The sequence below is a fragment of the Bradyrhizobium sp. BR 10289 genome, from assembly GCF_019455385.1.
Classification (GTDB): domain Bacteria; phylum Pseudomonadota; class Alphaproteobacteria; order Rhizobiales; family Xanthobacteraceae; genus Bradyrhizobium.
This window is the reverse complement of record NZ_JACOFR010000001.1, coordinates 480,587-503,590: the sequence shown is the minus strand read 5'-3', so window position 1 is coordinate 503,590 and position 23,004 is coordinate 480,587. Positions and strand designations below refer to the sequence as shown.

Below are 23,004 nucleotides of genomic sequence, written 5' to 3'. Positions count from 1 at the left end.
TCCGCAATCACGGTGTGAGACGGACTCGCGGAGAGTCCCCCTCACCCGGAATTTGCTCCCGCAAATTCCGGCCTCTCCCCGCACGCGGGGAGAGGCGAAGAAGCTTGCCGTCTACGTGAACAAGGTCGGCTGCTGGCGCGAGGCGCGCTCCTGGGCTTCCACCACCGCGACGGCGGTCATGTTGAGGATGCCGCGCGCCGTCACCGAGGGCGTCAGGATGTGCGCCGGCCGCGCCGGGCCGATCAGGATCGGGCCGACGGGCAGCGCGTCGGCCAGCGACTTGATCATCTGGTAGGCGACGTTGGCGGTGTCCAGCGTCGGCATGATGAGAATGTTGGCCTCACCCTCCAGCTTGGAGTGCGGCAGCACCATCCTTCGCGCAGCGGCCGAAAGTGCCGTGTCGCCCTGCATCTCGCCGTCGGCCTCGATCTCCGGATGCTTCTCCTTCAAGAGCTGGGTCGCCCGGCGCATCTTGCGCGAGGAGTCCGTATCGTAGCTGCCGAAATCCGAATGCGAGACGAAGGCGATCTTCGGCTTGATGTTGAAGCGCTGGACGTGGACCGCGGCGAGCGAGGCGATCTCGGCGAGCTCTTCCGCGCTCGGATTGGGGCGCACCTGCGTGTCGGCGATGAAGAACGCGCCCTTGCTGGTGATCAGCAGTGCCAGCGCCGCATAGTCGCTGATTCCGGGCGTGAAACCGACGATCTCGCGGACATGACGCAGATGATGCATGTAGCGGCCCTCGACGCCGCAGAGCATGGCATCGGCCTCCCCGCGCGTCACCGCGAGCGCCGCGATGACAGTGTTGTTGGTGCGCACCACCGTGCGCGCCGCGTCCGGCGTCACGCCGCGGCGGCCGGCGAGCTCGACATAGGACTGCACGTAGGAGCGGTAGCGCGGATCGTCCTCGGGATTGACGAGGTCAAAATCCTTGCCGGCCTTGATCGACAAGCCGAAGCGCTTGATGCGCGCCTCGACCACGGAGGGCCGGCCGACCAGGATCGGCATCGCCAGCTTCTCCTCCAGCACCACCTGCGTGGCGCGCAGCACGCGCTCGTCCTCGCCTTCGGCGTAGATCACGCGCACCGGCTGGGTCTTGGCCTTGGCGAACATCGGCTTCATGACGAGGCCGGAACGGAAAGCGAAACGCTCGAGCAGTGCGGTGTATTCGTCGAAATTGGTGATGGGGCGCGTTGCAACGCCCGATTCCATTGCAGCCTTCGCCACCGCCGGCGCGATGCGGAGAATCAACCTGGGATCAAAGGGGCTGGGGATCAGCGAGCCCGGGCCGAAGCCTTGGGCCTCGCCGGTATCAAAGCCCTGCGCGACGGCATCGGACGGCGCCTCGCGCGCGAGCTGCGCGATGGCCTCAACGGCGGCGTGCTTCATCTCCTCGTTGATGGCGCTGGCGCCGACATCGAGCGCGCCGCGGAAGATGAAGGGGAAGCAGAGGACGTTGTTGACCTGGTTCGGATAGTCGGAGCGGCCCGTGCAGATCATGGCGTCGGGGCGCACTTTTCGCGCCTCTTCCGGCATGATCTCGGGCGTCGGATTGGCCAGCGCCATGATCAGCGGTTTGTCGCCCATCGCCTTCGCCATCTCGGGCTTGAGCACGCCCGGTGCCGACAGGCCGATGAAGATGTCGGCGCCGCCGATGACGTCACCGAGCGTGCGTTTGTCGGTCTTCTGCGCATAGACCGCCTTCCAGCGGTCCATCGTGGTGTTGCGCCCCTCGTGCACGAGGCCGTCGATGTCGCAAACCCAGATGTTCTTGCGCTGCGCGCCCATCGACACCAGAAGATTGAGCGTCGCGATCGCAGCGGCCCCTGCCCCCGACGCCACGATCTTGACCTCGGACAGCTTCTTGCCGTTCAGCCGGAGGCCGTTGGTGATGGCGGCGGCGACAATGATGGCGGTGCCGTGCTGGTCGTCATGGAACACCGGGATCTTCATGCGCTCCTTCAGCTGCGCCTCGATCTCGAAACATTCCGGTCCGCGGATGTCCTCGAGATTGATGCCGCCGAAGGTCGGCTCGAGCGCCGCCACCGTCTCGACCACGCGATCGATGGTGTCGGCAGCGATCTCGATGTCGAACACGTCGATGCCGGCGAATTTCTTGAACAGGACCGCCTTGCCCTCCATCACCGGCTTGGAGGCCAGCGGGCCGATATTGCCGAGGCCGAGCACCGCGGTGCCGTTCGAGACCACGGCGACCAGATTGGCGCGGGTAGTCAGCGTCGCGGCCTCGGCCGGGTTCTTGGCGATCTCGGTACAGGCAGCCGCAACGCCCGGAGAATAGGCAAGTGCGAGGTCGCGCTGGTTGGCAAGCGGCTTGCTCGCCTGGATCTCGAGCTTTCCGGGGCGCGGCAGACGATGGTAGGCCAGCGCCGCCTGGTGGAGATCATCAGAATAGGACGACATGCGGTCTCTTGCCTCGCTTTACCGGCCTCAAAATGCCTCATCCGGAGCGGCCATCCAAGCGGATGGTATTTCCGGGTCATGGAAACCGGATGAAGCACGGCCGAAGGCCCGGTGGCAACATCCGATTGCGGCCCCATCAACAGGGCTCACCTTCAAATATCTGATAGCGTTAGCTTTCCCTGGACCGCGCGGCGTTTCCCGAATATGGCAGGTTGCGCAGTGCAAAACGGGCAACTGGAGCTGGGAATGAAGCGTGTCCTGATCGGCCTCGTCGTAGCAGCCGTGCTCGCCGCGGGCGGATGGTTCGGCTTCAACCTCTATGTCCAGCACCGGGCGACGAGCGAGGTCGAGGCGGCGTTCGAGCGGCTTCGCGCCGGCGGCAGCAAAGCGAGCCACGGCAAGGTCACCTTCGAGCTGTCGAGCCGGACCCTGACGGTCGAGGACATTGCGGTCGATCCCGGCAGCCAGGGGCACGTCAAGATCAACGCCTTCAAGAGCACCGGTGTCCGCCGGGTCGACGAGACGCGCTTTGCCGCTGACAGCATCGAGATCTCGGGTGGCGAGGTCGCTGTGGACGAGTTCGGCCCCGCCAAGCTCAAAGTGGCCTACAAGATCCCGCAGATGACGCTGCGCGACTACGTCGGTCCTCTTCAGATTCAAAGCGCGCCGGCATCCGGCTCTTTCATCGACATGTACCGGTTTGTGCTCGACCAGTTCGCGCGCGTGACCGCGACCTCCGTGACGGTGCCGTCCGTCACCATCGATCTCGACGCCGGCAACAAGGGCGGCAGCGGTGAAGTGATCTATTCCGGACTCGCGCTCCAAAAGCTCGACAGTGGAAAGGTCGATGCGATGAAGATGGATCGCGCCACCTTCACGATCAACGTTCCGCAGCCGGGCAAGGCGGAAAGGCTGACCGGCGAGATCTCCGCCATCGTCATCAACGATTTCGACTCGACCCCGATCCTCGCCGCGCTCGATCCGCAGACGAGCGGTGACGACAGCTACCGCCGGGTCTACCGGCAAATCTCAACCGGCCCCTATTTGCTGAAGTCGGCGCAGGGACTGCGCATGGATATCGACGGCTTCGCCATGGCCGACATCGAGGTGCAGCCGTCCAAACTGCATCTGCTCGAGATATTTGCCATGCTGCCGCAGGATAACTCGGCCCCGCCAACGCCGGCGCAGACGCGCGAGCTGATGGAGAAGGTCGCCGGATTCTATGAAGGTCTTCGCATCGGCAAGGCCGAGATCGGCAAGATCTCGATCGGCACACCGCAGGGGACCGGAAAGATCAATGCGATCCGCTACCGGCAGGGCGAATTCGCGATCGAAGGCGTCGATGCCCCCTCGCCGCAGGGCCAGTTCAAGATGGAGCGCTTCGCGCTCAAAGCCTTCAACATGCCGAATCTAATGCGCTGGGCATCAAGCCTCAGCAATCCCGGGCAGCCGCCCTCGCCCGATCAGATGGTGGGCCTGTTCCGGGTGCTCGAAGGCGCCGAGATCAAGGGTGTGGTCTCGCCTTTCAAGAACACGCGGCAGCTCGTCACCATCGACACGATCAGCCTGAACTGGGGCCAGCTGGTCGGATCAATCCCGAGCAAAGCCAATCTGGTCGTGAAGATGGTCACGCCGGTGGACCCCTCCAGTCCGGCGCAGCAGGCACTGACCATGGCCGGCCTCGACAAGCTCGCGATCGATCTCGATCTCGGCGCGGCGTGGACGGAATCATCGGGCGCGTTCGCGCTGACGCCGACGACGATCGATCTCGGCAATCTCGCGAGGGCCCAGGTCCGTCTCGCGCTCGCCAACGTGCCGCGCAGCGTGTTCTCGCTCGATGCGGCGCAGGCGATGGCAGAGGCCGCGCAGATCGAGACCGGCGCGATCGAGCTATCCTTGCGGGACAGAGGCGTCGTCGATCTCGTGGTGGCGCAGTTCTCGCGCATGCAGAATGTCAGCCGCGACGCCGCGCGCAGCGCCATCGTCGCGATGATCAGGGCGCAGGGTGAGAAGGTCGCGGCCACCAATCTCGATGCCAAGGCGGCAGCCGATGCGCTGGCCGACTTCGTCGCGACGTCAGGGCAGACGCTGACGATCAAGCTGACGCCGCTCGGCAAGGTGCCGGTGCTTCAGCTGATGGATGTCCTGAACTACGAGCCGATCGTCGCGCTGGCCCAGTTCAGGATCGAGGCGTCGACGGGGCTGTAGAGCGAGGATTAGCGATTTCGTGTCCCGGACGCGCTGCAGCGTGAAACGCTGCTGCGCAGAGCCGGGACCCAGGGAAGCTGCTGAGCACGGAGATGCATGGGCCCCGGCTCTGCAGCGCACCGCTTCGCGCTGCCATAGCGCGTCGAAGACGCGCGTAAACGCGCTGATGGCGTCCGGGGCACGAGATCACTTCTGCGGCAGGTTCACCCGGATGTGCAGTTCGCGGAGCTGCTTGGTCGTGGCTTCCGACGGCGCGCCCATCAGCAAGTCCATGGCCTGCTGGTTCATCGGGAACAGCGAGATCTCGCGCAGATTAGTGGTGCCACAGAGCAGCATCACGATGCGGTCGACGCCGGCGGCCATGCCGCCATGCGGCGGCGCGCCGTACTGGAAGGCGCGGTACATGCCACCAAAACGCTCGACCACTTCCTGCTCGCCATAGCCTGCGATCTCGAACGCCTTCACCATGGCTTCCGGCACGTGGTTGCGGATGCCGCCCGAGGCGATCTCGTAACCGTTGCAGCAGATGTCGTACTGGAACGCCTTGATGGTCAGCGGATCCTGGGACTTCAGCGCGTCGAGGCCGCCCTGCGGCATCGAGAACGGGTTGTGCGAGAAGTCGACCTTCTTGTCGTCCTCATTGTACTCGTACATCGGGAAGTCGACGATCCAGGCGAGCTCGAACCGCTCCTTGTCGGTGAGGTTCAATTCCTCGCCGACCTTGTTGCGGGCGAGGCCCGAAAACTTCCAGAACTTGTCGGGATCGCCGGCGACGAAGAAGGCGGCATCGCCCTCCTTGGTGCCGATCTGCGCGCGGATCGCCGCGGTGCGCTCGGGCCCGATGTTGTTCGCAAGGGGTCCCGCGCCCTCGCCGCCCTCGCGCCACATGATGTAGCCGAGGCCGGGCTGGCCTTCGCCCTGTGCCCACGAATTCATGCGGTCGCAGAACGCGCGGCTGCCGCCGCCCGGGGCCGGAATGGCCCAGACCTGGTTCTTGGGATCTTCGAGCATGCGCGCAAAGACCTTGAAACCGGAGCCACGGAAATGCTCGGAGACATCCTGCATCTCGATCGGGTTGCGCAAATCCGGCTTATCGCTGCCGTACTTGCGCAGCGCCTCGGCGAACGGAATGCGGCGCCAGTTCTTCGTCACCGGCTTGCCCTTGGCGAATTCCTCGAACACGCCAGTGATGACCGGCTCCATCGCCGCGAACACGTCTTCCTGCGTGACAAAGCTCATCTCGACGTCGAGCTGGTAGAACTCGCCGGGCAGGCGATCGGCGCGCGGGTCCTCATCGCGGAAACACGGCGCGATCTGGAAGTAGCGGTCGAAGCCCGACATCATCAAGAGCTGCTTGTACTGCTGCGGCGCCTGCGGCAGCGCATAGAACTTGCCGGGATGGATGCGCGAGGGCACCAGGAAGTCGCGCGCGCCTTCCGGCGAGGACGCGGTCAGGATCGGGGTGTTGAACTCGAAGAAGCCCTGCCCCTCCATGCGCCGGCGCATCGACTTGATGATCTCGACGCGGGTCATGATGTTCTGGTGCAGCTTTTCGCGGCGCAGATCGAGGAAGCGGTACTTCAGGCGGATGTCTTCGGGATATTCCTGGTCGCCGAACACGGGCAGCGGCAGGTCGCCGGCAGGCCCCAGCACTTCGATCTCGCTGACATAAACCTCGACCTTGCCGGTCGGCAGATCGTCATTGTCGGTGCCTTCGGGACGGCGACGGACCTTGCCGTCCATCTTGACCACGAATTCCGAGCGCAGCTTTTCGGCCAGCGAGAACGCCGGCGAGTCCGGATCGACCACGCATTGGGTCAGACCGTAATGGTCGCGCAAATCGATGAACAGCACGCCGCCATGGTCGCGCACGCGATGGACCCAGCCAGAAAGGCGGATGGTCTCGCCGATGTTGCTCTCGCGGAGCGCGCCGCATGTATGTGACCGGTAGCGATGCATGGTCGTCCCAAAATCAATGTCGGAGGGGTCGAATCGGACGACCGTAACGGCCGGTCCGACGTTGCGGCAGGGTTTACCCCGGGAGACCGGGGGCGGCAACCAAGGGAACGGCCCGATTTCGCCCCAGGACGCCCATTTTTGGCCAATTCGGGCTGGAGCCTTTGCCATCAGCCGTTCCAGCCCTATCTTGAGGCCATGACGGTCCATTTCCCCTTCCAGAACTCCTATTCGGCCCTGCCGGACAGCTTCTTTGCCCGCGTTGCGCCGACGCCTGTCGCCGCCCCCCGGCTGATCAAGCTGAACCGCCCCCTGGCGGTCCAGCTCGGGCTCGATCCGGACCTGCTGGAAACCCCGGAGGGGGCTGAAATCCTGGCCGGTAAAACGGTTCCTGATGGCGCCGATCCGATCGCCATGGCCTATGCCGGCCACCAGTTCGGGCAGTTCGTGCCCCAGCTCGGCGACGGCCGGGCGATCCTGCTCGGCGAGGTCATCGACAAGGACGGCGTCCGCCGCGACATCCAGCTCAAGGGCAGCGGCCCCACGCCGTTCTCCCGCCGCGGCGATGGCCGCGCCGCGCTCGGGCCGGTGCTGCGCGAATACATCGTCAGCGAGGCCATGTCTGCGCTGGGCATTCCGACGACCCGCTCGCTCGCCGCCGTCGTCACCGGCGAGCATGTCATCCGCGAGACCGCGCTGCCTGGCGCCGTGCTGACGCGCGTCGCTTCCAGCCACATCCGCGTCGGCACCTTCCAGTTCTTTGCCGTGCGCCGCGACACCGAGGCGATCCGCCGGCTCGCCGAACACGTCATCGCCCGCCATTATCCGGACCTGCTCCAGGCCGAGCGGCCTTATCACGCCCTGCTCGCCGCAATCGTCGCGCGCCAGGCCGAGCTGATCGCGCGCTGGCTGCTGGTCGGCTTCATCCACGGCGTGATGAACACCGACAACAGTTCCATCTCGGGCGAGACCATCGATTACGGCCCCTGCGCCTTCATGGATGCCTACAACCCGTCGCAGGTGTTCTCGTCGATCGACGAGATGGGCCGCTACGCCTATGCTAACCAGCCGCGCATCGGCTTGTGGAATCTGACGCGGCTGGCCGAATGCCTGCTGCCGCTGTTGTCTGACGACCAGGAGAAAGCCGTCGCGGAAGCGCAGGACATTCTCGGCGCCTTCTCCGAGACCTTCAGCAACGCCTATCAGGCGGGCCTGCGCAAGAAGATCGGCCTGTTCACGGAGCGCGACGGCGACGACGCGCTGATCCAGGACCTGCTCGACGCCATGGCCAAGAACCAGGCCGACTTCACCTTGACGTTCCGCAAGCTAGGTGACGCCGCAGCCGATGACGGCACTGATGTGCGCGCGCAATTCATGGAGCCGGCAGCCTTCGACGAATGGGCCGGCCGCTGGCGCGAACGCATCGCGCTGGAGCCGCAGAGCGCGAGCGAGCGGCAGGCCGCCATGCACGCCGTCAATCCGCTCTTCATCCCGCGCAATCACCGCGTCGAGGCCGTGATCCAGGCCGCCGTCAACGACGACAATTACGCGCCGTTCGAGGAACTGGTGAAGGTGCTGGCAAAACCGTTCGAGGACCAGCCGGAGTATGCGGCCTACGCCGATCCGCCGCTGCCGGACCAGCGGGTTTTGCAGACGTTCTGCGGGACGTGAGGGACGTCCGTCCCGCTGGCTGCTGCACGGCTACCACGCATAGCGCACGACGCCTTTGCCGGCGTAGGAGCGTGTGACGTTGGAGAATTCGCCCTCGAATGTCCCGGCGGCCGACCAGCCGCTCAGCCATTTCCTCTCGATGGCGCCGGTCACGAGTGCCGCGTCGGCGGCCATGGCCGCGCCGTTCACCACGAAGCTTGCGCCGGGCAGTGCCTGGAAGGTCGCCCCGACGGCGCGGTCCGGATTGAAGTCGTGCGCCCAGGCGGCGCGCCCGCGCAGCGTAATGATCCCGTCCGGCGCCGCGAAAGATTTGTCGGTCCGCAGGCCGAGTTCGCTGCGCGTATCCGTGACGCTCTTGCCGTTGTAGGCCAGCGCAAACTGGTTGCTGCCGACGATCGCATGCTCGGCATAGGAGGGCAGATCAAAGGTCGTGAATTGCGCAGCGGCATAGGGCGCAAGGCCGATGCCCTGCGTCACAAAGCGGTAGCCGCCCTCGAGCCGGCCGGAATAGGCATTGGCATTGAACTCGGCGCGCAGCCGATCGAGACCGGCGACGGTGACCGTGCGATCGGTGACGACGTTCTGCCAGCCATAGGCGAGCGCGCCGGAGATGTAGGCGGGGCCGACGACGTGCCGAACATGCACGCCGGCCTGGAACAGGTCGGAGCGGCCGCCGCCCAGATTGTTGGCGGTCGCGAAATTGGTGCCGCCGCCGGCGAGTGCAAAGCCGACCAGCGTGTCGCGCGAGATGCGATAGTCAGCGCCGACCGCCGTCCCGTAGAGGCTGCTGGTGGTGTTGTTCGAGCCGGTGACAGGACTGCCGTCGGTCGTCTGCGAGCCGCCAAAACCCGCCGCCCAGACGCTCCAGCGCTGCCCGAACGCGGGTGCAGCCGGCGCCTTGGTCGACATGGCCGCGTAGGCCTCGCGCTCACGCCTCGTGCTCCCCTTGCCGCTTGCCGCATAAGCCATACTCTCCTCGGCGTAAGCGCTGGAGGCGCCACCCGAGCCCGCGGCATCGTCGCGCCCGGCGACGAAGGGGTCCGTCATGACTCCCATGAACTGGGTCATCGCGCCGAACGTCGTCTGCTGCGGCGCGCTGCCGACCTCGCCGGAGAGCTGAGCCAACCCCGTCGGCCCGAGGCCGCCGAACGCGATCGGGATGGTGCCGTTCGTGTTGAAGAAGTTGATGATCGCGTTGCCGACGTTCTGCTGATTGCCGTTCAGGCTGCCCGAGGGCGGTGCGAAGCTCAGCGCGAGATCCAGATAGGCGTGGTTCGCGTCCTGGCTCAAGCTGGTGTGAAAACCCGCCGGCAGCCCGAACGAGAGCACAGTGGGATCGAACGAGCCCGTGATGCTGCCGGCGTTGAGGATGGTATATCGCTTCGTGACATAGCTGCCCGGGAAAAAGGCAGCGCCCACGGTAGCACCGCCAAGCGACGCGTTACCGGTCACAGTCGCAAAGGTCGAGGTCGTGGGATCGACGAAGACGAGATAGGCCGCGCCGGACTGCATCGCGAGGCTGGCGAGCGTCATCGACGTGCCCGGCGCAAAGCTGCCGGGCGCAAGCAAGCCGCCGGAATTGACCTGGGTTGCGCCAAGCGTGCCGGATCCATTGAGCGACCCGCCGTCGTTGACTGTCACGGCGGACGCCGCGAGCGAGCCATTCACCATCAAGGTGCCGCCATTCACGGTCGTGGTGCCGGTGTATGTGCCGCTATTGCCCGACAGCAACATCGTTCCGGAGCCGGTCTTGACGAAATTGCCGGTGCCGATAATCGCGCCCGCGAATATCGAATCCGAGTTGTCGCCTCCGACGGTCAGCGTGAATCCACCAACGTCGGCCTGGGTCCCCGCGACGCCGGCAAGCGACCCGTAGGTCGCGCCGCCCGACGTCGAGTAAACCAGCGCTCCGCTGGCTGCCAGGTTCACCCGGCCGGAGACGCGGCCTCCATAGCTGTTCATATGGGCAAGGCTGCCCGAAAGCGTGAGGTTTCCGTTGATGGTGCCGTAGAGCTGGATGTATCCGCCGGCGGCGTCGACCGATCCATTGATCGTGCCGGTCGTGTCGACGAGGATGGTGCTCCCGATCGCACTGGCAAAGCTGTTCGTCGCGTTCAGCGTACCCGAGACGATCATATTGCCGTTGTTGACCACATTGGCCGCCGTCAGCGACCGTCCCGCATCGATCTGCGTAAAGAAGATCATGCCGACGGTGTTGTTGGTGAACGTGCTGATGCCGGTGATGTCGCCACCCGAGACCGTGAAGTACGCACCGTCGCCGGCGGTCACTGCGCCACTCGCAATCAGATTCCCGGTGACCGTGAAGTTGCCGCCGGTCTGGTTGGTAATGTCGCCAAAGATCCTGCCGGCGGCATTTACCGCACCGGAGTTCGTAAGCGCGCCATAGACCGTGCCCGTGCTGGTGAACGTCGCGCCAGCGGCGTTGGTGATACCGAAAAGTCCGGCATCTATCGTGCTCAACGTCCCGCTGTTTGTGAAAGTGCCAGCATTGTTGGCAATACCGCCCGCGGCCGACAACGCAGCGCCCCCCGCCACGGAGATCGTACCCGAATTCGTGAGGAGTTGCGCAATGCTGTAGTTAGCGCCGACAGTGAACGAGCCGCCTGACCCATTGGCGAACGTGCCGTTTGCAACAGACGACCCAATGACGAAAAAGGCGCCGGAATTGCTCACCGCTCCGCCAATGCTGCCGCCATTGGAGTTGAATGTCCCGGACGTATTGGTCACCGCGGCGAGCGAGCCGTTGTTGTTGACAGTGCCTCCGTTGTTGGTCGTCGTTCCAGCCACACTGCCGAAGACATTGTTCGTGAAGGTACCGCCCGTCACCGCCATCGTTGCATTGAAATGTCCGGAATTGCTCACGGACCCGCCAGACACGGTCGAGGCCGCCGATATGAAGCCTCCGCCGTTATTGATGAAGGTGCCGCCCGTGTTCGTCAGAACATCGATCAGGCTATTGTTGGTCGCGGTGCCCGCGTTCGTGAGACCGCCATTCACGGTTGCGAGGCCAGCTCCGCCATTCGTGAACGTTCCACCAGCACCATTTGCGATTCCACTGGTCGTCGTGAGCGTGCCGGCATTGACCAATTGGCCTGCCGTGACGCTGACGGCGGTAAATGAATTGGTGCCCGACAGCGTCAGCGTACTTGCCCCGGCCTGCGAAATCGCGGTCCCGGTCATGTTGTTGCTGATCGAGATCGACTGGCCGGCGCTTGCGTTGTTGACGATGTTCGGCCCGGCGCCGTTGAAGTTCACGGCCTGGCCGCTGATGGTGAAGCTCTTTGCGTTGGCGCTGAAGGTCCAGGAATCGGGCGTGATTGGACCTGATGTGACCGTGACGGTCGCGCTGCCCGTCGACGAAAACGTCGCCGCCTGCCCCGCGGTCACCGGCGGCGCCCCCACCGGCGTCGTGCCCCAGTTGGTGCCGAGATTGTAGTCGGCGGTCGTTGTGGTCGAGCCGGTGTCGCCCCAGGTCTGCGCACAGACGCTCGACAGGCTCGTACTCGCCAACGCAAGGGCGAGCAGGCCTATCTTGGTTGCCCGACTGGCGGTCCGGCTTCCTCGCCCCGCAGCCAGGACGCTTTCGCCCACAGCTGCCCGCGTCTGCTCAAATGAATCAATGAACGCAATCACCCGGCGTGCGGGCCTCGACAAACCTGCCCCGATCATTCCAATTCCAGAACCGCGTGATGAATCGTGTCCAGTCGTTTCAGACCGTTAATGGCTAGCCGGTTCCCAGTCGCCTAGCCATGGGTGTGGGCCTGACCCGGTTCAACGGCTGATCGAATCCCGTCTGACTGTGTCTCAATCGCAACATGAGGTTGCAGCGCCACCGCCAAATCGGCGCTGGCCACGAGCGCATCGGCCGCCCTGTCATCAAATCGAAACAATCGCGCTCTAACGGGCTGCCAGCGTCATGCAAAATCGATGACCGCCCAAGCAACCCATGGCCGCACCTTCGCGGCAGGGTAGCCCGCGTCCTACATTTCAATCATGAAAGCTCGGACGCGGCCATCAACACCGATCCGCTCGACGATTCCGTGATCATCAGGGTCTCGCCGGTCTGATCGAGCGCCACGTTGGTGCAGGTCTGCCCGGCGCATGATTTGATCCGTGCGATGCACTCACCGTTCGGCGCCAGCACGAAGACATGGCCAAGCGAGGCATGCGCGACGAACAGCCGTCCCTCACGGTCCACCGTCAGCCCGTCCGGCCCGCTGGTGCCGAAGAACGAGGCGAAGCGCCCGACCTTGGCGACGCCGCCATCGCGCATCAGCGGCACGCGCCAGACGCTGTTGTCGCGCGTCATCGCGACGAACAGCACCGTCTCATCCGGACTCAGCACAAGGCCGTTCGGGCTCGGCCCATTCGAGATCAGGCAGTCGAGACGGCCGTCGGTGCGGAGGCGAAAGACCCGGCCGCTTGGATCATGCAGTCCGGTCTGGCCCTGATCGGTGAAATAGACATCGCCGTTCGAGGCGATATGCAGGTCGTTGCAGCCTTTGAAGGACTCCGAGTTGCGATGCGCCAGGATGGGCGTGATCGTGCCGCGTCCGGGATCGAGCTCCATGATGCCGTTCATGTAATCGGCCACGAGAATGCGGCCGTCGGGCGCGATCTTCAGGCCGTTCGGCCATCCCCGATATTCGGCGATCAAGGACCACGCCCCGTCGCGTGCGATCCGGAAGATGCGGCCGAACGGGATGTCGACGACGTAGAGATTGCCCTCCGCATCGAACGCCGGCCCCTCGATGAAACTGTCGACGGGATGACCGCCGCGGTTGGCATCAGCCCAGTCCGAGCGGACGCCGGGGCGCCGGAACTCTGCGGGCATCGCCGAGAAGACGCGGGTCTCGAGGCGGCGCGGCGGCGTGTCGAGATACATCATGACCGATCGTCCAGCGCGCGGCGCGGCTGCCCCTCATATTTATAGGCAAACTGCTTCGGCATCGGCCCCTTGTTGCGGTCCTTACGCCCGGTCTGCTCCCAGGCATGGGCGAGTATACCGACCGCGCGCGACAGGCAAAACACGCCCCGCGCAAGCGGTGGCGCAAAGCCGAGCTCGCCATAGATCACCGCGGTCGCGCCGTCGATGTTCATCGGGATCAGCTTGCCCTTGCGCGCCTGCATCACGCGCTCGATTGCGCGCGCGGCGTCGGCATAGCGGCCGCTGACGCTGCCCTCGGCCGCTGCCGCGTCCACCAACGCGAGCAGCGGCGCGGCACGCGGGTCGATCGGATGAAAACGGTGGCCGAAGCCCGGCAGGTACTTGCTGCGGGTCGCGGTGAAATGATCGATGGCCGCGCCTGCGGCTGCGTCGATCTCTGCGGTCTCGCTTCGCCGCAAGACGTCGTCATAGAGTTCGACCGCCTGCTCGCCGGCGCCGCCATGAACGTCATCGAGGGTGTTGATGGCGGAAGCCATCGCGCCGTTGAGCGGCAGGCCGCAGCTCACCGCCATCTGCGCAATCGCGATCGAGGGGGCATGCGGGCCGTGGTCGACGGAGGCGACCAGCGCGGCCTGCAGCAGCCGCTCCTGCGCCGCCGTCGGCAGCTCCCCGCGCAGCATCAGCCAGATCATCGCCGGAAACGAGATCCGGCCGATCAGGTCCTCAATCGGATAGCCCCGATAGGCGATGCGCCCGGGGGCGATATCGCATATCGACGTCCGCCACCATTGCGCAGCCGCGTCCCGTAATGCGCTCTCGTCGCTCATTGTGCGCTCCGCTTCGTGCCGTTCCTGTTCGTGGCCACCGCTGCGGCCGCGCCGCTCGTGACAAGGCGGGCGATGGCCTCCTCGGAGTAGCCGAGTTGCGCGAGCCAGCGTTCGGTATCGGCGCCGAGCTCGGGCGGCGACGTCGGCACCGGAAAGTCCTCGTCGAGCCGGAAGCCCGGCCGCGTGATCCGCAGTGGTCGTCCTTGGTCCGGCTCAGCCGGCAACGTTTCGACAAAGCGGCGCTCGAGCAGTTGCGGCTGGGTGAGGATTTGCGGCACCGTCAGCACGCAGCCTGCCGGCACGCCGGCTGCGTTAAGTTCGCGCTCCCAATCCTCCGCCGCCTTTGCGCCCAGCGCATCGTTGAGCGCCTGGTTCAGCGCCGCGCGGTTGGCCTTGCGCGTCTCGCGTTTGGCAAAACGCGGATCGGTCGCGAGCTCAGCTCGGCCGATCAGACCGCACAAGGTCTGAAACTGCTTCTGCTCGTTGGCGGCGATGTTGAGCGGCCCAGTCGCGGTCCTGAACGTGCCGGAGGGCGCGGCGGTGAAGTTCTCGTTGCCCATCGGTTCCGGTTCGACGCCGGCATTGAGGTGGTTGGAAACGACCCAGCCCATCGCAGCGACGGTTGCTTCGAGCAGCGACACGTCGATGAAGCGGCCGCGGCCGGTTTGCCGCTGATCCACCAGCGCGGAGCTGATGGCAAAGGCCGCCGTCAGTCCGGCGATGGTGTCGGAAATCGGAAATCCCGTACGCAGCGGCGCGGACTGCGCATCGCCCGTCACGCTCATCGCACCCGACAGGCCCTGCACGATCTGGTCATAGGCCGGCCGCTTCGCCCATGGCCCGGTCTGGCCGAAGCCCGAGATCGCGCAATAAACCAGCCGCGGATTGTGCCGGCTCAGCACGTCGTATCCAAGGCCGAGCCGCTCCATCACCTTGGGTCGAAAATTCTCCAGAACCACGTCCGTCTTGGCGACGAAGCGCAGGAACACCTCCCTTCCCGCCTCCGACTTCAGATCGAGCGCAACCGATTGCTTGCCGGCGTTGACGGCAACGAAGGACAGGCCCTGGAGCCGCTCCCCCTGCGTCGGATCGGCGCCGAGGCGTCGCGCCAGGTCACCGCCATCAGGTTTCTCGATCTTGATCACCTCGGCGCCGAGGCGCGCGAGATGGTAGCCGCAGAACGGACCGGCCAGCACATTGGACAGGTCGAGGACGCGGATGCCGGTGAGCGGCAAGGACATTCCGTTGGCCCCTACTTCAGTTGCTCGGCAGCGCGCTCGGCGAAGCGATTGGTGAAGGTCTTGGTGAGGTCGATCTTGGCGGCCGCGATCTTGGGATCGTAGTCGCTCAGGACTGCGAGCGGGACCTTGGCGGCTTCGGCGTCCATCCGGCCCGTCTGCGAGAACAGCGCCTTCGAGGCCTTCATGATCTCGATGTTCACGTCGCGATTGTCGGTCTTGTAGCCGGCGGGGATCGCATCGACGAGCTGCTCGGTCGGGACCGAGTTGATCCAGCGGTGCGTCTTCAGGAACGCGTTGACGAGACGCTGCACCGTCTCCGGGTTCTTGTCGATGAACGACTGCTGGAGATAGAGGCAGGCTGTCGGATAGATGCCGCCGAAGGCCTGCTTTGAGCCCTCGATCGTACGCGCGTCGAACAGCGGCGTCGCCGAGTTCTTGCGCGCCAGCAGCGTCGCAATCGGATCGAAATAGACGAGCGCGTCGATGTTCTTGGCTTCGAGCGCGACCATGCCCGGCGCGCCGCTGCCGACCGCGATGATGTTGACGTCGCGCGGCCCGAGCCCGGCTTTCTTGATGTAGTAGCGTGCCATGGTGTCGGTCGACGAGCCGGGCGCCGTAATGCCGAGCTTGAGCCCCTTGAGGTCGGCTCCGGTCTTGACCTTGTCGGCGAGGTCGTTGCGGACTCCGAGCAGCACGCCGGGGATGTCGTTGAGCAGGAATACGCAGGAGATCTCCTTGCCCTGCGCCTGCATCTGGATCGTGTGGTCGTAGAAGCCGACGGTGCCGTCGACCGAACCGCCGATCAGCGCCTGGAGGGCCTTCGAGCCACCGGCCTGGAAGTTCTCAACGGTGACGTCGAGCCCCTCCTCCTTGAACATGCCGAGTTTCACGCCGAGTTCGAGCGGCATGTAGTTGAGTATCTGAGAGCCGACGGCGATCTTGAGCTTGGCCTTTTCGGGCTCGCCGGCCTGCGCCGAGAGGACGGAAAGACCGATCGCCGATACGGCGAGGATCAGCCGGGTGAAGACGCGCATGCGAACCTCCATGTTTGTGTTGTTGTTCGGTCAGACTTCGTGGGCCGGCGCGGGACGCCACACCAGGAGCCGTTTCTCGGCACGATCGACCACCGCATCGAGGGCGACGACGAATGCGGACAGCACGATAATGCCGGCGAACACACCGGCGGCATCGAGCACGCCCTCGGCCTGGGCGATCAGGTGACCTAGTCCGGCGGACGAGCCGAGATACTCGGCGACCACCGCGCCCATCACGGCCATGCCGACGGAGACCCGCAGGCTCGACAATATCCAGGTCGTGGCCGACGGCAGGTAGACGTGGCGCAGCAAAGACCATTTGGACGCGCGCAGGAGGCGGGCATTGGCGAGCACCACCGGATTGACCTCGCGCACGCCCTGGAAGGTGTTGAAGAAAGCGACGAACAGCACCAGCGTGACGCCCAGCGCCACCTTCGAGGTCAGGCCGAGGCCGAACCAGATCACGAAAATCGGTCCGAGCAGAATACGCGGGATGGCGTTGAACATCTTGATAAAGGGCTGCACGACCTCGGCCGCAAACGGGTTCAGGCCGAGCCAGATCCCGAGCGTGGTGCCGATCGCGATCCCCGCCACGAAGGACAGGATCGTCTCCAGCAGCGTGACGCCGACGTCGGTCCAGAAATCCGCGGTCGACATCCATTCGCCGATCCGCGCGACCAGCGTCGATGGCGCCGGAAAGAAGAACGGGTCGATCAGCCCTGCTCGCACGCCGGATTCCCAGACCAGGAGCAGGCTCAGCACGATCGCGACCTGAACGAGAACGACTTTACCCCTGCGCGGCATAGCTCTTCTCCACTTCGGCGCCGAGCAGCGACCAGATTTGACGATAGAGTGCGACGAATTCATCGGTGGTCTGGAGCGCCGATACGTCGCGCGGGCGTGGCAGCGTGATCGGGACGTCCCCGACCATGCGGCTGCCCGGTCCCGCCGACATCACCACGACACGATCAGCGAGCGTGATCGCCTCGTCGAGATCGTGGGTAATGAAGATCAGGGAGCGCCGCTCCGCCTGCCAGAGATCGAGCAGGATGCGGTGCATCAGCCGGCGGGTGTGCACGTCGAGCGCCGAAAACGGCTCATCCATCAAGACGATCCTCGGCTCCATGATCAGGGTCTGGGCCATCGCCACGCGCTTGCGCTGGCCGCCCGACAGCTGATGTGGATAGCGCTCCTCAAACCCCTTCAGGCCAACCTTGGCAAGCCAGGGCCGCGCCTGCGCCCGCGCCTCTTCGACCGATTTACCCTGAAACACGAGGCCGAGCCCGACATTGTCCTGCGCCGTCTTCCATGGCAGCAGACCCTCCTGCTGCAGCATGTAGCCGGACTGGTCGTTCAGGCCTGTGAGCGGCTTACCGAATACGCTGACCTCCCCGGCGGCTGGCTTCAGCAATCCTGTGACCGTGTTGAGAATGGTCGACTTGCCACAGCCGGTCGGCCCGACCACTGCCACGAACTCGGCCTCGCCGACCTGGAGGTTCATGCTTTTCACGGCGGTGAAATCGCCGAAGCGGATCATGACGTCGCGCAAATCGACGGCCAAGGTCGGCTGCCCTTCCATTGTTTCGCTCCGCAGAACCAGTTCTATTGTTCAAAATCCGTAACCGGACCCGGCATCTGAGTCAAATTGATTTCGTATAACAGAACCCACCTATCGGCTGTTTTGTCGACTTTTGGATGCACTCGTGATATCTGTTCTGTCCAGCAGAACAGGATTTGAGATGGCCAAGACAGGCGTCGATGCGGTGGCCCGGGCGCTAGCGATCCTCAGGGCGTTTGAGCCGGAGCGCAGCGCCATGACGCTGACCGAGATTGCCGAAGCGACCGATCTCTATAAGAGCACGGTGCTGCGCCTCGCCGCGACGCTGGAGAGCGACGGCTTTCTTGTCCGTGGCGCAGACCGGCTGTTCCGTCCCGGGCCAGAACTCTGGCGCCTCGGTGCGCTCTATCAGCGCGGCCTCGATCTCGGCGACCTCGTGAGACCGACGCTGCATCGCCTTGTCGAAGCGACCGGCGAGACGGCCTCGTTCTACATTGCCGACGGCGACGAGCGCATCTGCCTCTACCGGGTCAACTCCCCGCGCTCCGTACGGCATCATCTCGACGAAGGGCAGCGACTGCCGATCGATCGTGGCGCCGCCGGTCGCGTGCTCACTGCCTATCGCGATCCCGTTTCGGCCGAAACGAGGAAAATCCGCGAGCGCGGTTTCTACGTGTCGCTCGGCGAGCGTGATCCCGAGGTCGCAGCTGCCGCAGTCCCCGTGATCGATGTCCAGGGCAAATTGCGCGGCGCCTTGTCAGTGTCCACGATCCGGACCCGCTTCGACGCAGAGGCGCGCAAGGCCGCGGTCAACGTTCTGATTTGCGAGGCCAAAGCCCTGAGCGGTCTGCTGCCCGCCGGTGAGCGCTGACAAGCAGAGCGCAGCTTCAGACCGATCAATTTGCGCCGCCGGCGTGCGTCCCGATGGCACAGCCACTTGCCGCTGTGGATCGCGACGCGCGCGCGCCTTTCGCTGTCATCAAACTGAAACACTCGCGCTCTAACGGGCTGGCAGCGCGTCTTGCCGGAGGCGCCCATCCTCCAACGATCCTGACAAGCGCGCCATGCCCTTCAAGTTCATCCACATCACCGACACGCATCTCGCAAATCCCGGGCTGAAGCTCTATGGCCTCGATCCGCGCGCCCGGCTGGATGCGGCGGTGGCCGACATCAACAGGCACCAATCGGATGCCGCCTTCGCGGTCGTGACCGGCGACCTCACCCATTGGGGCGAGGCGGAATCCTACGCCAATTTCGCCGAGGCGATGGCGGCGCTGAAAATCCCGTACATCGCCATGGTCGGCAATCACGACAAGCGCGTGGCTTGCCTCGACGGCCTGAAGGCCGCGCCGCGGGATCCCAACGGCTTCGTGCAGGGCACCCGCACCACCGAACATGGCCTGTTCGTCTTTTTGGACACGCTGGACGAGACCAGCCACGCCGGCGAGATGTGCGCCAAACGCTTCGAGTGGCTGGCGAAGACGCTTGCAGCCGTGCCGGCCGACCAGCCCTTCGTCGTGTTCATGCATCATCCGCCGTTCCCGGTCGGCGTGCACGCGATGGACGAGATCGCGCTGAAGCAGAGCGCCGAATTCGCCGAGGTCATCGCGCCCTATCGTGCACGTATCCGCCACCTCTTCTTCGGCCATGTGCACCGGCCGATCTTCGGCAGCTACGGCAAGATCCCGTTCTCGACGCTGCGCGGCACCAATCACCAGGTCTGGTTCGAGCTCGATGCCAACGCCGCCGCTCATCTGGCGAGCCACGAACCGCCGGCCTATGGCGTGGTGCTGATCGACGATCAGAACCTGGTCGTGCACAGTCACGACTTCCTCGACACCAGTCTGCGTTTCCCCTTCGATCCGCCCGCCGGCGTCGACGGCCGCGACTATGCACTCAATTTCCCGGCGCGATGAGATGAGCCTCGCTGAACCCGCGGCTCTCCCTGTCGCGGCATCAGTGGCACCGCGCCTGCACGTCCTGAAGCGGTTTTCGAGCCGCTTCAAAGCCTCGCTGCCCGCCTACCTGCTGCTGCTGCCCTCGCTGATCTTCCTCGCGCTGTTCACTTATGGTGCGATGGGGCGCGTGTTCATCGACGCGCTCTATCAGCGCGCCACGCCGAAGGCGCCGGTCCGCTTCGTCGGTCTCGACAATGTCAACGCGGTGCTGGCCGATCCCGCCTTCGCCGGTGCTGTCATCAACAATCTGCTCTATGCCGTCGGCACGGCGATCCCGAGCATCGCGCTCGCGCTGCTGTTCGCGCTGGCGCTGGCACGCACCCATGCGGTGAACAGCGCATTGCGCGCGGCGCTGTTCCTGCCGGTGCTGATTCCGATGGTCGCGGCCTCCGCGCTGTTCCTGTTCATCTTCCTGCCCAATGTCGGCCTGCTCGACCATTACATCGGCCGCCTGCTGCCGGTGTTGCCGAACTGGCTCGGCGACCCCGACATCGCGCTTTACGCGATCATGGTCATCACGATCTGGAAGAACGCCGGCTACTACATGCTGTTCTTCCTCGCCGGCCTCCAGGCGGTGCCCGAGGACGTGATGGAAGCGGCCCATCTCGACGGCGCAGGTCCGTATCAGAGGTTTCGGCACATCATCCTGCCGGAGCTCAAGCCCACCTTCCTGTTCGTCATCGTGATCGCCACGCTGAACGCGGTGACGCAGGTCGACCACGTCTTCGTCATGACCAAGGGCGGGCCGTCGAACGCGACCAACCTCGTGCTGTTCTACATCTACCAGCAGGCGGTCGAGCACTACGATATCGGCAAGGCCTCGGCGGCCACGCTGTTAACGCTGGCCGCGCTGATGGGCCTCACCGCGCTCTCGTTCCGCACCATGGCCAACCGGGAGGGCGGGCCATGAAACTGATCGACTGGCTGCTCAAGGACGCACCGCTCGCCACGCGCCGCGAGATCACGCCCAAACTCGGCTTCCTGCTGACGGTGCTGCTCGCAATCGTCTGGCTGATCCCGTTCCTGTGGATGGGCGTTGCGACGCTGCGCCCGGCCTCCGACGGCATCAATGCCATGGCCGAGCTGGTGCCGAGCCTGAAGCCGACGCTCGACAATATCAGGGACGCCTGGGAGATCGGCGATTTCCCGCGCTACACCCTCAACACCACGTTCATCTGCACCGGCATCCTCCTGGTGCAGTTCGTTACGATCACGCTGGCGGGCTTTGCCTTTGCGCGGCTCGACTTCGCCGGCAAGACGCTGATCTTCTATCTGTTCCTGATGCAGCTGATGCTGGTGCCGGTGCTCTTGATCGTGCCGAACCTGACGCTCGTGGCGCAGCTCGGCCTCTACGACACGCTCACCGGCGTGATGATGCCGTTCTTCGCCTCGGCCTTCGGCACCTTCCTGATGCGGCAGGCCTTCGAAGCCATTCCGACCGAACTGGAGGACGCCGCGCGGATCGACGGCGCCAGTCTGTTCCAGCGCATCCGACACATCTACGTGCCGCTGTCGATGCCGAGCTTCTCGGCGTTCGCCATCATCTCGGTCACCAGCCACTGGAACGACTTCCTCTGGCCGCTGATGGTGATCAATTCGCCGGACAAGCGACCGCTCACGGTCGGCCTTTCCGTCTTCACCGCGACCGCCGAAGGCACGCAGGCCTGGGGCACGATCGCCGCCGGCACGCTGATGGTGATCGCGCCGCTGCTCATCACGTTCCTGATCTTCCAGAAGCGTTTCATCAGTTCTTTCGTCACCTCAGGCATCAAATAGGAGAGTTTTCGATGCTGTTTACCCGCAGGCTCATGCTGGGCCTCGCCATGGCAGGCTCGATTGTCAGCGCCCTCGCCGTCCCCGCGATGGCGGAAGGCCCGACCGAGATCGACCTGTTCTTCCCGGTCCCCGTCGACGGCAAGCTCGCCCGCGACATGGGCACCCTGATCAAGGAGTTCAACGACACCCATCCGGCGATCAAGGCGACCGCCGTCTACACCGGCTCATACGACGACACGCTGATCAAGACGCGCGCCTCGATCAAGGCCGGCAAGCCGCCGGCGGCCGTGATCATGTCGGCGAACTTCCTGCTCGACATGCAGATCGAGAACGAGCTCACCAATCTCGATCCGCTGATTGCCGCCGACGGCACCACCAAGGAGCAGTTCCTGGGCCAGTTCTTCCCGGCGCTGCAGGGCAACGCGGTGATCAACCGTTCGGTCTACGGCGTGCCGTTCCACAATTCGACGCCGTTGCTCTACATCAACGCCGACAAGGCCAAGGAAGCGGGCCTTGATCCGAGCAAGCCGCCGCAGACCTGGGCCGAGCTCACCGACTGGGCCAAGAAGCTCACCAAGCGCGAAGGCGACAAGGTGACCCAATGGGGCATCGCGATCCCCTGCGCCTATGACTATTGCGGCTGGATGATGGAAACGCTCACCATGACCAATGGCGGGCGCTACTACAACGAGGAGTTCGGCGGCGAGGTCTATTACGACACGCCCTCGATGCTGGGCGCGCTGACCTGGTGGAACGACCTCGTCTACAAGCACAAGGTCCACGCCCCCGGCGCCACGCCCGGTCCCGCCGTCAGCACCTCCTTCATCTCCGGCAATGCCGCGATGATGATGCTCTCGACGGGCTCGCTCACTTACGTGCGCGACAACGCCAAGTTCAACTACAAGGTCGCCTTCATCCCGCGCAACGTCCGCAACGCCGTGCCGATCGGTGGCGCCTCGCTGATCGTTCCGGCAGGCGTCGAGGCCGACAAGCAGAAGGCGGCTTGGACGCTGATCAAGTGGATGACCTCGCCCGAGAAGAGCGCCTGGTGGAGCCGTGCCACCGGCTATTTCGCGCCGAACATGGCGGCGTACAAGACGCCCGACATGGTCGACTTCCTGGGCAAGAACCCCGACGCCAAGACCGCCGTCGAGCAGCTCGACGTCGCAAAACCGTGGTTTGCGACCTACAAGACCGTGCCGGTCCGGAAAAACCTCGAGGACGAGGTGATGCTGGTCCTCAACGGCAAGAAGCAGCCGAAGGAAGCCCTGGTGGCCGCCCAGAAGGCCGCAGATGAGACGCTGAAGCCGTACAATGCGGAGACGTCGCTGAAGCTGCCGTAAGGCGGGCGACTCCGAGCCACGAACGCGATCTCATGGGGTGGGCAAAGGCGCACAGCGCCGTGCCCACCTTCTTCCTCCATGGAGTGATGGTGGGCACGCTAC

The 23,004-nt window shown here is 64.8% G+C and carries 16 protein-coding genes; 7 read left to right on the top strand and 9 right to left on the bottom strand.

What is annotated here, in order from left to right; translation table 11 throughout:
• Positions 1–111: 111 nt before the first annotated feature.
• Positions 112–2,421 (bottom strand): NADP-dependent malic enzyme, encoded by a 2,310-nt coding sequence (locus HYH08_RS02545; protein ID WP_220008155.1) that lies wholly within the window; start codon positions 2,419–2,421, stop codon positions 112–114.
• A gap of 246 nt (positions 2,422–2,667) precedes the next feature.
• Here HYH08_RS02545 and HYH08_RS02540 point away from each other — a divergent pair, with 246 nt between their 5' ends.
• Positions 2,668–4,629 carry an aq_1923 C-terminal domain gene (locus HYH08_RS02540; protein WP_220008154.1) on the top strand — a complete coding sequence of 654 codons (1,962 nt, stop codon included), beginning with the start codon at positions 2,668–2,670 and terminating at the stop codon, positions 4,627–4,629.
• Positions 4,630–4,815: 186 nt separating this feature from the next.
• Here the strand turns inward: HYH08_RS02540 and aspS are convergent, their stop codons facing one another.
• Positions 4,816–6,588 (bottom strand): aspartate--tRNA ligase, encoded by a 1,773-nt coding sequence (gene aspS, locus HYH08_RS02535; RefSeq protein ID WP_220008153.1) that lies wholly within the window; start codon positions 6,586–6,588, stop codon positions 4,816–4,818.
• Between the two features lie 195 nt (positions 6,589–6,783).
• Between aspS and HYH08_RS02530 the strand changes: the two genes are divergently transcribed.
• Positions 6,784–8,256, top strand: a complete 1,473-nt coding sequence (locus HYH08_RS02530) for a protein adenylyltransferase SelO (RefSeq protein WP_220008152.1) — start codon at positions 6,784–6,786, stop codon at positions 8,254–8,256.
• Positions 8,257–8,286: 30 nt separating this feature from the next.
• Here HYH08_RS02530 and HYH08_RS37355 read toward each other — a convergent pair whose 3' ends face one another.
• The 7 genes from HYH08_RS37355 to HYH08_RS02495 all read right to left on the bottom strand — a co-directional run bounded on the left by HYH08_RS37355 (position 8,287) and on the right by HYH08_RS02495 (position 17,846).
• Positions 8,287–11,787 carry an autotransporter domain-containing protein gene (locus tag HYH08_RS37355; protein ID WP_228747465.1) on the bottom strand — a complete coding sequence of 1,167 codons (3,501 nt, stop codon included), beginning with the start codon at positions 11,785–11,787 and terminating at the stop codon, positions 8,287–8,289.
• Between the two features lie 481 nt (positions 11,788–12,268).
• The gene (locus HYH08_RS02520; protein WP_228747464.1) at positions 12,269–13,165 is read right to left on the bottom strand and encodes an SMP-30/gluconolactonase/LRE family protein; all 897 of its coding nucleotides are present in this window, start codon (positions 13,163–13,165) and stop codon (positions 12,269–12,271) included.
• Positions 13,162–13,992, bottom strand: coding sequence for a citryl-CoA lyase (locus HYH08_RS02515; RefSeq protein WP_220008151.1), 831 nt, complete (start codon positions 13,990–13,992; stop codon positions 13,162–13,164). Before HYH08_RS02515 ends, HYH08_RS02520 begins: the two co-directional genes overlap by 4 nt.
• Positions 13,989–15,233, bottom strand: coding sequence for a CaiB/BaiF CoA transferase family protein (locus HYH08_RS02510; RefSeq protein ID WP_220008150.1), 1,245 nt, complete (start codon positions 15,231–15,233; stop codon positions 13,989–13,991). Before HYH08_RS02510 ends, HYH08_RS02515 begins: the two co-directional genes overlap by 4 nt.
• Before the next feature lie 11 nt (positions 15,234–15,244).
• Positions 15,245–16,267: an ABC transporter substrate-binding protein gene (locus HYH08_RS02505; protein ID WP_220008149.1), complete on the bottom strand. Its 1,023-nt coding sequence runs from the start codon at positions 16,265–16,267 to the stop codon at positions 15,245–15,247.
• Between the two features lie 30 nt (positions 16,268–16,297).
• Positions 16,298–17,071, bottom strand: a complete 774-nt coding sequence (locus HYH08_RS02500; RefSeq protein WP_220008148.1) for an ABC transporter permease — start codon at positions 17,069–17,071, stop codon at positions 16,298–16,300.
• A complete protein-coding gene (locus HYH08_RS02495) occupies positions 17,055–17,846 on the bottom strand; it encodes an ABC transporter ATP-binding protein (RefSeq protein ID WP_220008147.1) in 792 nt (263 codons plus the stop codon). The genes HYH08_RS02500 and HYH08_RS02495 overlap by 17 nt, the downstream gene beginning before the upstream one ends.
• A gap of 160 nt (positions 17,847–18,006) precedes the next feature.
• Between HYH08_RS02495 and HYH08_RS02490 the strand changes: the two genes are divergently transcribed.
• The 5 genes from HYH08_RS02490 (at position 18,007) to HYH08_RS02470 (ending at position 22,902) form a co-directional block, all read left to right on the top strand.
• Positions 18,007–18,696 carry an IclR family transcriptional regulator gene (locus HYH08_RS02490; protein ID WP_220008146.1) on the top strand — a complete coding sequence of 230 codons (690 nt, stop codon included), beginning with the start codon at positions 18,007–18,009 and terminating at the stop codon, positions 18,694–18,696.
• 193 nt (positions 18,697–18,889) lie between these two features.
• Complete coding sequence (locus HYH08_RS02485; protein WP_220008145.1) at positions 18,890–19,741, top strand: phosphodiesterase; 852 nt, start codon at positions 18,890–18,892, stop codon at positions 19,739–19,741.
• Between the two features lies 1 nt (position 19,742).
• Entirely contained in the window at positions 19,743–20,693 is a 951-nt protein-coding gene (locus tag HYH08_RS02480) for a carbohydrate ABC transporter permease (protein ID WP_220008144.1), read from the top strand.
• Positions 20,690–21,559 (top strand): carbohydrate ABC transporter permease, encoded by an 870-nt coding sequence (locus tag HYH08_RS02475; RefSeq protein WP_220008143.1) that lies wholly within the window; start codon positions 20,690–20,692, stop codon positions 21,557–21,559. The genes HYH08_RS02480 and HYH08_RS02475 overlap by 4 nt, the downstream gene beginning before the upstream one ends.
• An 11-nt stretch (positions 21,560–21,570) precedes the next feature.
• On the top strand, positions 21,571–22,902 hold the full coding sequence (locus tag HYH08_RS02470; RefSeq protein WP_220008142.1) for an ABC transporter substrate-binding protein: 1,332 nt from the start codon (positions 21,571–21,573) through the stop codon (positions 22,900–22,902).
• Positions 22,903–23,004: the final 102 nt, after the last annotated feature.

Coding starts and splice junctions, on each gene's coding strand:
- HYH08_RS02545 (WP_220008155.1), bottom strand. CDS start 2,421: ATGTCGTCCTATTCTGATGATCTCCACCAGGCGGCGCTGGCCTACCAT.
- HYH08_RS02540 (WP_220008154.1), top strand. CDS start 2,668: ATGAAGCGTGTCCTGATCGGCCTCGTCGTAGCAGCCGTGCTCGCCGCG.
- aspS (WP_220008153.1), bottom strand. CDS start 6,588: ATGCATCGCTACCGGTCACATACATGCGGCGCGCTCCGCGAGAGCAAC.
- HYH08_RS02530 (WP_220008152.1), top strand. CDS start 6,784: ATGACGGTCCATTTCCCCTTCCAGAACTCCTATTCGGCCCTGCCGGAC.
- HYH08_RS02520 (WP_228747464.1), bottom strand. CDS start 13,165: ATGATGTATCTCGACACGCCGCCGCGCCGCCTCGAGACCCGCGTCTTC.
- HYH08_RS02515 (WP_220008151.1), bottom strand. CDS start 13,992: ATGAGCGACGAGAGCGCATTACGGGACGCGGCTGCGCAATGGTGGCGG.
- HYH08_RS02510 (WP_220008150.1), bottom strand. CDS start 15,233: ATGTCCTTGCCGCTCACCGGCATCCGCGTCCTCGACCTGTCCAATGTG.
- HYH08_RS02505 (WP_220008149.1), bottom strand. CDS start 16,267: ATGCGCGTCTTCACCCGGCTGATCCTCGCCGTATCGGCGATCGGTCTT.
- HYH08_RS02500 (WP_220008148.1), bottom strand. CDS start 17,071: ATGCCGCGCAGGGGTAAAGTCGTTCTCGTTCAGGTCGCGATCGTGCTG.
- HYH08_RS02495 (WP_220008147.1), bottom strand. CDS start 17,846: ATGGAAGGGCAGCCGACCTTGGCCGTCGATTTGCGCGACGTCATGATC.
- HYH08_RS02490 (WP_220008146.1), top strand. CDS start 18,007: ATGGCCAAGACAGGCGTCGATGCGGTGGCCCGGGCGCTAGCGATCCTC.
- HYH08_RS02485 (WP_220008145.1), top strand. CDS start 18,890: ATGCCCTTCAAGTTCATCCACATCACCGACACGCATCTCGCAAATCCC.
- HYH08_RS02480 (WP_220008144.1), top strand. CDS start 19,743: ATGAGCCTCGCTGAACCCGCGGCTCTCCCTGTCGCGGCATCAGTGGCA.
- HYH08_RS02475 (WP_220008143.1), top strand. CDS start 20,690: ATGAAACTGATCGACTGGCTGCTCAAGGACGCACCGCTCGCCACGCGC.
- HYH08_RS02470 (WP_220008142.1), top strand. CDS start 21,571: ATGCTGTTTACCCGCAGGCTCATGCTGGGCCTCGCCATGGCAGGCTCG.